General features: G+C 51.3%; 7 protein-coding genes. 5 read left to right on the forward strand and 2 right to left on the reverse strand.

Annotation, left to right across the window (positions count from 1 at the left end):
* Positions 1–485: 485 nt before the first annotated feature.
* On the reverse strand, positions 486–1,010 hold the full coding sequence (locus IJG50_03945; protein ID MBQ3379001.1) for a gamma carbonic anhydrase family protein: 525 nt from the start codon (positions 1,008–1,010) through the stop codon (positions 486–488).
* A 104-nt stretch (positions 1,011–1,114) separates the two neighbouring features.
* Positions 1,115–1,639 (reverse strand): gamma carbonic anhydrase family protein, encoded by a 525-nt coding sequence (locus tag IJG50_03950; GenBank protein MBQ3379002.1) that lies wholly within the window; start codon positions 1,637–1,639, stop codon positions 1,115–1,117.
* Positions 1,640–1,971: 332 nt separating this feature from the next.
* Between IJG50_03950 and IJG50_03955 the strand changes: the two genes are divergently transcribed.
* From IJG50_03955 to IJG50_03975, 5 genes are all read left to right on the forward strand, one after another.
* On the forward strand, positions 1,972–3,147 hold the full coding sequence (locus tag IJG50_03955; protein MBQ3379003.1) for an acetyl-CoA C-acetyltransferase: 1,176 nt from the start codon (positions 1,972–1,974) through the stop codon (positions 3,145–3,147).
* Between the two features lie 32 nt (positions 3,148–3,179).
* The gene (locus IJG50_03960) at positions 3,180–3,956 is read left to right on the forward strand and encodes an enoyl-CoA hydratase/isomerase family protein (protein MBQ3379004.1); all 777 of its coding nucleotides are present in this window, start codon (positions 3,180–3,182) and stop codon (positions 3,954–3,956) included.
* Between the two features lie 40 nt (positions 3,957–3,996).
* Positions 3,997–4,842: an NAD(P)-binding domain-containing protein gene (locus tag IJG50_03965; GenBank protein MBQ3379005.1), complete on the forward strand. Its 846-nt coding sequence runs from the start codon at positions 3,997–3,999 to the stop codon at positions 4,840–4,842.
* A gap of 276 nt (positions 4,843–5,118) precedes the next feature.
* A complete protein-coding gene (locus tag IJG50_03970; GenBank protein MBQ3379006.1) occupies positions 5,119–6,657 on the forward strand; it encodes a leucine-rich repeat domain-containing protein in 1,539 nt (512 codons plus the stop codon).
* Between the two features lie 653 nt (positions 6,658–7,310).
* On the forward strand, positions 7,311–7,572 hold a 262-nt coding region (locus IJG50_03975), incomplete at its 3' end, for a hypothetical protein (protein MBQ3379007.1).

Consider the following 7,572-nt stretch of genomic DNA (forward strand, 5'->3'; position numbering starts at 1 on the left):
ATATCGGATTTCTCATGAGTTGTCTTTTTTTTCACTGTTGCACTTGATATGATAATCCGCCTGTAAAAAGAATCGCCCGCCGCGCAGGCGAAAAGGAGTATTAGAACCTTGGTTCTAAAAAATTTCCCTTGCTTTTAAGCAAGAAAAAGCAAACTTGAAAAGGAATCATAGAACACAGTTCTAAATAAGCCCCCTGCCTCGCGGGGGGGCTTCCCCCACTGTCATTGTCGAGGAGCTAAGCGACGAAGAATCTTATTGCAGAAAGATCCTTCGCTTCGCTCAGGATGACAAAGGGGGAGCTCAGGATGACAAAAGGGGGGCGCTCAGGATGACAAGGGGGCGCTCAGGATGACAAAAGGGGAGCGCGCTGGGATGACAAGGGGGAGACCTGCTGCGCCGCGAGAGGCGAAAAGGCGTATTGGGACCGCGGCCCCGCAAAAAACGGCGCGGCCCGAAAAAAGGCCGCGCCGTTTTAACTTTTATTCTCAATCTATGCGCTGCATACCTATTTTAAGATACTTCTGCGCGAGATCGACGTAAAGCTGCTTGCCCATCGACCAGAGCTTCGTGTCGCGCTCCAATACTGGGCGCACCTCTTTTGCGGGCGAGCCCGCAACGACTACTTTCGGCGGTATCTGTGCGTTCATCTTTACTACTGCGCCTTCTGCGACTATCGAATATTCGCCTATGACCGTGCCGAGGCTCGTTACTGCGCCCATGCCGATAACGACGAAATCCTTTATCTCCTTTGAGTGGATTATAGCGCCGTGTCCCAGCGTGACGCGCTTTCCTATTTTGCACACGTCGTTCGGCGGAGCGTGAACTATAACGCCCTCCTCGACTGCCGTTTCGGGGCCTATCTCTATGCGTCCGTAGTCGCCGCGAAGGATAACGCCGTGTCCGACGTACGCGCCTTTGCCCACTACGACGTCGCCGATGACGATGGCCGTTTCGCTTACGTATGCGCCCTCTTCGATAACAGGGGAGTGGCCGTCAAAAGCATACATCATTTTAAACATCTCCATTCCGTTTTTTATTATGACGTACATAACGTGAACGTTATCTTGACTTCATTATATAAAAAGGGAAGGGCAGATGTCAAATTTAAGCATCATCAACCTATGCGCTGCATACCAAGCTTCAGATACTTGTGCGCAAGGTCCACATAGTTCTGTTTATCCTCTTTCCAAAATTCAAATTCGCGGTCGCTTACGGGACGAATGACGCGCGCGGGCGAGCCTGCCGCCATGACGCGCGGCGGTATCTTGTCTTTCATCTTTACGACAGAGCCCTCGGCGATTATCGCAAATTCGCCGATCTCGGTCCCTAAGCTCGTTATCGCGCCCATGCCTATTAGCACGAAGTCGGCGATATCTCTTGAATGGATTATCGCGCCGTGTCCCAAGGTCACGCGCTTTCCTATTTTGCATACTCTGCCGGGCGGTGCGTGTATCACGACGCCTTCCTCAACGGCCGTGCCTTCGCCTATCTCAACGCGGCCGTAGTCGCCGCGTATCACAGCGCCGTGGCCGATGTAACAATCCGAGCCAATGAAAACGTCGCCTATCACTATTGCGGTTTCGCTTACGTATGCGCCCTCTTCGATAACAGGGGAGCGGCCGTCGAAAGCATAGATCATTTAAAACATCTCCGTTTCGTTTTTTTTATAAAGCTTTTGCTCTTAATTGACCATATTATACAAAAACGGGGAACGTTATGTCAATTTTTAGGCGGATATTCGAGCAAAAATCGCCCGCGTGAGGCTTTCGATTGTTCATTAGTTATAATTTTCACAAAATAATGCCTTTAACTTTGATAATAAATCAACAATGTTTGTTAAAATTACATTAAAATTCGTGAAAGGTCTTGCAATTCTATGATTAAAATGCTAATATTTAATTAGAACAGGAGATGTTCTTTAAAATCAAGGCTAAATACTAATATAAAAATAATTTACGAGAGGTGACAGTTATGAAAAACGTATATCTTTTAGGTGCATGCAGAACGGCAGTAGGCAGCTTTTCGGGTTCGCTTGCAAAGCTTACCGCAAGTCAGATGGGCGCTGAGGTAATAAAGGAAGCTTTAAAGAGAGCAGGCGTGTCGGCCGGCGATGTTGACGAGGTAGTAATGGGCAACGTGCTCCAGGCTGCTCAGGGACAGAGCCCCGCCCGTCAGATGGCTATCGGCGCAGGCGTACCCGTTGAGATCCCGGCAACGACCATAAATAAGGTGTGCGGTTCGGCGCTCCACGCAGTAACTTTGGCGTACAGATCCATTCTTGCAGGCGAGAACCAGTGCGTTATCGCAGGCGGCGCAGAGAGCATGAGCAATACGCCTTATGCCGTAAAGGGCATACGCACCGGCGTTAAGATGGGCAACCAGCAGCTTATAGACGTTATGATAAACGACGGTCTGTGGGACGTTTTCAACAACTATCACATGGGCATCACCGCCGAGAACGTAGCCGAGAAATACGGCGTTACGAGACAGATGCAGGATGAATTTGCGGTAGCTTCTCAGAAGAAGGCGGCTGCTGCAATAGCAGCGGGCGCGTTCAAAGACGAGATAGTTCCGATAACCATTCCGCAGAAGAAGGGCGACCCGATAGTATTCGACACCGACGAATACGTAAAGGGCAATACCACTTTAGAAAAGATAGCAGGCCTTAAGCCCGCATTCAAGAAGGACGGCACCGTAACGGCTGCAAACGCATCGGGCATAAACGACGGCGCGGCTGCAATAATCGTTGCCAGCGAAGAATTTGTAAAGGCTCACGGCTTAAAGCCGCAGGCCCGCATAATAGCTACGGGCTCCAAGGGCGTAGATCCGGCTTATATGGGTCTCGGTCCGATACCGTCGGTACGCGCAGCTTTGGATAAGTGCGGCCTTAAGGTGGAAGATATGAAGTATATCGAGGCGAACGAAGCTTTCGCGGCTCAGGCAGTACAGGTAGGACGCGAGCTCGGCATCAAGGACGAGCAGCTCAACCCCAAGGGCGGCGCAATAGCAATAGGCCATCCGATAGGCGCATCCGGATGCCGTATCTTAGTAACGCTTATCCACGAGCTCAAGGCAGGCGAGAAGGGTATCGCAACGCTCTGCATCGGCGGCGGCATGGGCGAGGCTGTTGTCATCGAGAAAATGTAAGCTTTTAAAATTCGCTGATCGGAGGAATTAAAATGAGCTTTGTAGAATATAAAACTGAAGGTCACGTGGGCATTATCACCATGTCGCGCGAGAAGGCGTTAAATGCGATAAACGATCAGGTGCTCGACGATCTTGAGGCTGTTCTTGCGGGCGTCGATCTTGAGAATATCCGCGCGCTCATTATCACGGGCGCAGGCAAAAAGGCCTTCGTTGCGGGCGCAGATATCGGCTCCATGGCCGATATGCCTACCGAGGAAGGCGTAAAGTTCGGACGTAAGGGCAACGAGCTGTTCTTAAAGATAGAGCGTTTCCCCATTCCCATAGTAGCGGCAGTAAACGGCTTTGCTCTGGGCGGCGGCTGCGAGCTTGCACTGGCGTGCGATATCCGCATTGCGAGCGACAACGCAATGTTCGCTCTCCCCGAAACGGGACTCGGCATAATCCCCAGCTTCGGCGGCACTCAGAGACTTCCGCGTCTTATAAACGTGGGAATCGCCAAGGAGATGCTCTACACCGGCAAGCGCGTTATGGCTGACGAGGCGCTGAAAGTAGGTCTCGTAAACGCCGTATATACTCAGGACGAGCTTATGGACAAGGCTATGGAGCTTGCGAACCGCATAGCTTCCAAGGCGCCGATAGGCGTAAGAGCGGCAAAAGCGGCAGTGAACTACGGTATCAGCGAGCCTATGGAAAAGGCGATAGAGATAGAGCTTGAAAACTCCGGCAAGGGATTCGGATCGCAGGACCAGCGCAACGCGATGAAGGCGTTTATTGAAAAGCGCAAGCCGGATCCGTTCATCAATAAATAATAAAAAAATATAAATAATATTAAGAAATGAGGTAAATACAATGAAAGTTGGCGTACTCGGTTCGGGCGCAATGGGCGCAGGCATAGTTCAGGCATTTGCAGAGGCAGGTCACGAAGTTTTGATGAGAAGCCGCCATCAGTCAACGCTTGACGGCGCGTACAAGACGATAAACAAGCTTATGTCCAAGGCTGTTGCCAAGGAAAAGATCACTCAGGAGCATATGGATGCGACTATTGCTCGCATAAAGGACACCACTGATCTTGCCGACTTTGCGGACAGAGACTTTATCGTTGAGTCTATCGCCGAGAATGTTGACATAAAGCTCGACATTTTCAAGCAGCTCGACGAGATCTGCAAGCCCGACGTAATATTCGCAACTAATACGTCTTCGCTTTCGATAACGCTGCTCGCAAGCGCTACGAAGCGCCCCGAGAAGGTTGTCGGCATGCACTTCTTCAATCCCGTTGGCGCTATGAAGCTCGTTGAGATCATTAACGGCCAGCTTACCGCTCCCGAGACCAATGAATTCGTAACGAAGATGGCGACCGAGCTCGGCAAGACCCCCGTACAGGTAAAGGAAGCTCCCGCATTCGTTGTAAACAGGATACTCGTTCCGATGGTAAACGAGGCGATAGGCATCTATGCCGACGGCATCGCATCCGTTGAGGATATCGACACCGCTATGAAGCTCGGCGCAAATCATCCGATGGGCCCGCTCGCACTGGGCGACCTCGTAGGCCTCGACGTAGTGCTTGCAGTCTGCGACGTTCTCTATAAGGAGATGGGCGATCAGAAGTATGCGGCTCATCCGCTCCTTCGCAAGATGGTTCGCGCAGGCCAGCTCGGAAGAAAGACCGGCAAGGGCTTCTACGATTACAGCAAATAAAAACTGTCTTTATAAGGCAGACCTCGCTTTAGAAAGGGCGGGCACTTTCGTGCCCGCCCTATCGGCTTTTGGGGGGATATATTAAGAGAGTAGGGCATACTTTTTCATTGTTTTATATTGCACGCAGAACAGTATTCCGATATACTTTAATTGTAAATAAACAAAAAAAACAAGCAAAAAGATTGATTTTATACTCATGCATAGGATAGGGAGTCGGGAAAACGCCGCTTATTTCTCTGCCTGCATTAAACTAACAAACAAGGAAGGTCGGGTTTTATGAGAAGGAAGATGATATGCCTCGCGCTGGCGCTGTGTATGGCGTTTGCCATGCTGCCCGTGATGGGCGGCGCGGCGGATATAGTGGAGAGCGGCGCGTGCGGCGATAATGCGACATGGACGCTTGACAGCGACGGCACGCTCACGATAAGCGGCACGGGGGATATGACTACAGAGCCATGGTATATTTCTGCTGATCAAATAAAGAGGATCGTTATAGAAGACGGCGTAACGAACATATCGCAAAACGCATTCTATGGTTTAAGCTCGGTCACGTCGGCAGAGATACCTTCAAGTGTGACGAGCATAGGGAAAAATGCGTTCCGCGGATGCAGCAGTCTTACATCGGTGACTATCCCTGCAAGTGCGGCAGTTATAGGCAGCGGGGCGTTTTATGAATGCAGCGGCCTTAGATCGTTGACGATATCGCCGGGCGTCGAAAGCATCGGCGAAGAGGCGTTTCGCTGCTGCGAAAGCCTTACACATGCGGATATACCCGATAGTGTCACGATAATAGGCGACGGAGCATTTCGGGACTGCAGCAGCCTTAAGTCGGCGAGGATACCTTCGGGCGTGACGAATATAGCAGACAGACTGTTCTATGGCTGCGGAAGCCTTGGATCGGCAGAGATACCTTCAGGCGTAACGACCATAGGAGACTGCGCGTTTGAAGTCTGCTACAGTTTAACTTCCGTAAGTATCCCTTCGAGTGTGACGAGCATAGGCAACAATGCTTTTCAGGGATGTGAAAGCCTTGGATCGGTTACTATCCCCGAGAGTGTGACAAGTATAGGAAAAAATGCGTTCAAAAGCTGCAGCAGTCTTAAGACGGTGACGATCCCCGGCAATGTTATGACAATAAATGAGGGGACATTCAAAAGCTGCAGCGGTCTTACGTCGGTTACGATACCGGAGAGCGTTACGGTTATAGGTAAAGATGCGTTTTACGGATGCAAAAGCCTGCTGATCGTGAATATCCCATCGGGAGTTGTGAGCATCGGCGACAGCGCGTTCAAAAATTGCAGCTCTCTTGCGGCGGTGACAATTGCACAAGGCGTGACAAGCATCGAACATGATGCGTTTTTGGACTGCAGCAGTCTTACGACGGTAACGATACCTGCAAGCGTTACAAGTATACGATATTGGGCATTCGGACGGTGCGACAGCCTTTCCGACGTATACTATGGCGGCAGTGAAGCTCAATGGGATAAGATATCCATAGAAAGCAGTAATGACCGCTTAAAGAGCGCGGATATCCGCTACGACAGCAGCCCACCGACCTTCCGCGCCGACCCCCAAAAGGGAGAACTGATAGCTGTTGACAAAACAGGCGCGGCCCTCGCCGTATCCGGCGACGTTTCGGCGTCGTCTCCCGTATTCGCAACGGTTTACGACGCAAGCGGCAAAATGATTTCCGCCGATGTTATGAACGCACCGGACTCTGTAGACGTAACCGGCGGCAGTACGGCGAAGCTCATTTGGCTTGATTCCGACGGATTTACGGCAAAGAGCGAATGTATGGAATTTGAGATCGATTGAAAATTCAGATATGACGCGCCCTGCCTTGTGGGAGGCGAAGAATTGAATACTGAATATTTACGGAAGAAACGCCGAGTATGGCGTTTCTTTCGTTTTTGGATGGGGAGACGGATCGCTGCGTCGGGCTATCGCCCTCCTCCGGGTGACCTGTAGGGAGAGGCGTCCTGCCGTGTGGGGTGGCACGCTTCGCGGGGGGCTTCCCCCCGTGTCATTGTCGAGGAGCGAAGCGACGAAGAATCTTATTGCAGAAAGATCCTTCGCTTCGCTCAGGATGACAAAGGAGACCGCCTGCTTATTTAATGTCGCCCGCAACCAACGGGCACCAAAGACATGGAGCGGCTCGGCCGCGGAACACCAGTGTGGAAGGAAGCTAATAGAATGCGCCCTCATGGCGAAAAGACACGAAGTAATACTTTATATTAAGCCTTTGAATGAAAGGCGAAGATATAACAGCGCGCCGTGTAACGCCGAGCGGCTGGCGCCGCCGAGAGGCGGTGTTGGAGCGAGGGAGCGAAGAGTCCGAGAGGCGGCAGTCTCTCGGAAATTTTGGTACTTTTGTTTGCAAAAGTACGCCCCCCGGCAGGGGATCAGGAGTCTTAGAACCTTGGTTCTAAAATTACTTCTTGCTTTGAAGCAAGAAAAAGGATAATTGAATGGGAATTATAGAACGCAGTTCTAACGAAACTCCCTGCCTCGCGGGGGCATATGCGAAGGAGTACGGATTGCCACGTCGGGCTATCGCCCTCCTCGCAATGACCTACGGGGAGAGTGCGCCCACCGGAAGCGGGCTTTATCTAATAAGCAGCTTGTTTAATGCCACCCGCAACCAACGGGCACCAAAGACTTGGAGCGGCTCGGCCGCGGAACACCAGTGGGGAAGGAAGCTAATAGAATGCGCCCTCATGGCGAAAAGGC

Source organism: Clostridia bacterium (assembly GCA_017405765.1).
Lineage (GTDB): Bacteria > Bacillota > Clostridia > Oscillospirales > RGIG577 > RGIG577.

Coding starts and splice junctions, on each gene's coding strand:
- IJG50_03945 (MBQ3379001.1), bottom strand. CDS start 1,010: ATGATGTATGCTTTTGACGGCCACTCCCCTGTTATCGAAGAGGGCGCA.
- IJG50_03950 (MBQ3379002.1), bottom strand. CDS start 1,639: ATGATCTATGCTTTCGACGGCCGCTCCCCTGTTATCGAAGAGGGCGCA.
- IJG50_03955 (MBQ3379003.1), top strand. CDS start 1,972: ATGAAAAACGTATATCTTTTAGGTGCATGCAGAACGGCAGTAGGCAGC.
- IJG50_03960 (MBQ3379004.1), top strand. CDS start 3,180: ATGAGCTTTGTAGAATATAAAACTGAAGGTCACGTGGGCATTATCACC.
- IJG50_03965 (MBQ3379005.1), top strand. CDS start 3,997: ATGAAAGTTGGCGTACTCGGTTCGGGCGCAATGGGCGCAGGCATAGTT.
- IJG50_03970 (MBQ3379006.1), top strand. CDS start 5,119: ATGAGAAGGAAGATGATATGCCTCGCGCTGGCGCTGTGTATGGCGTTT.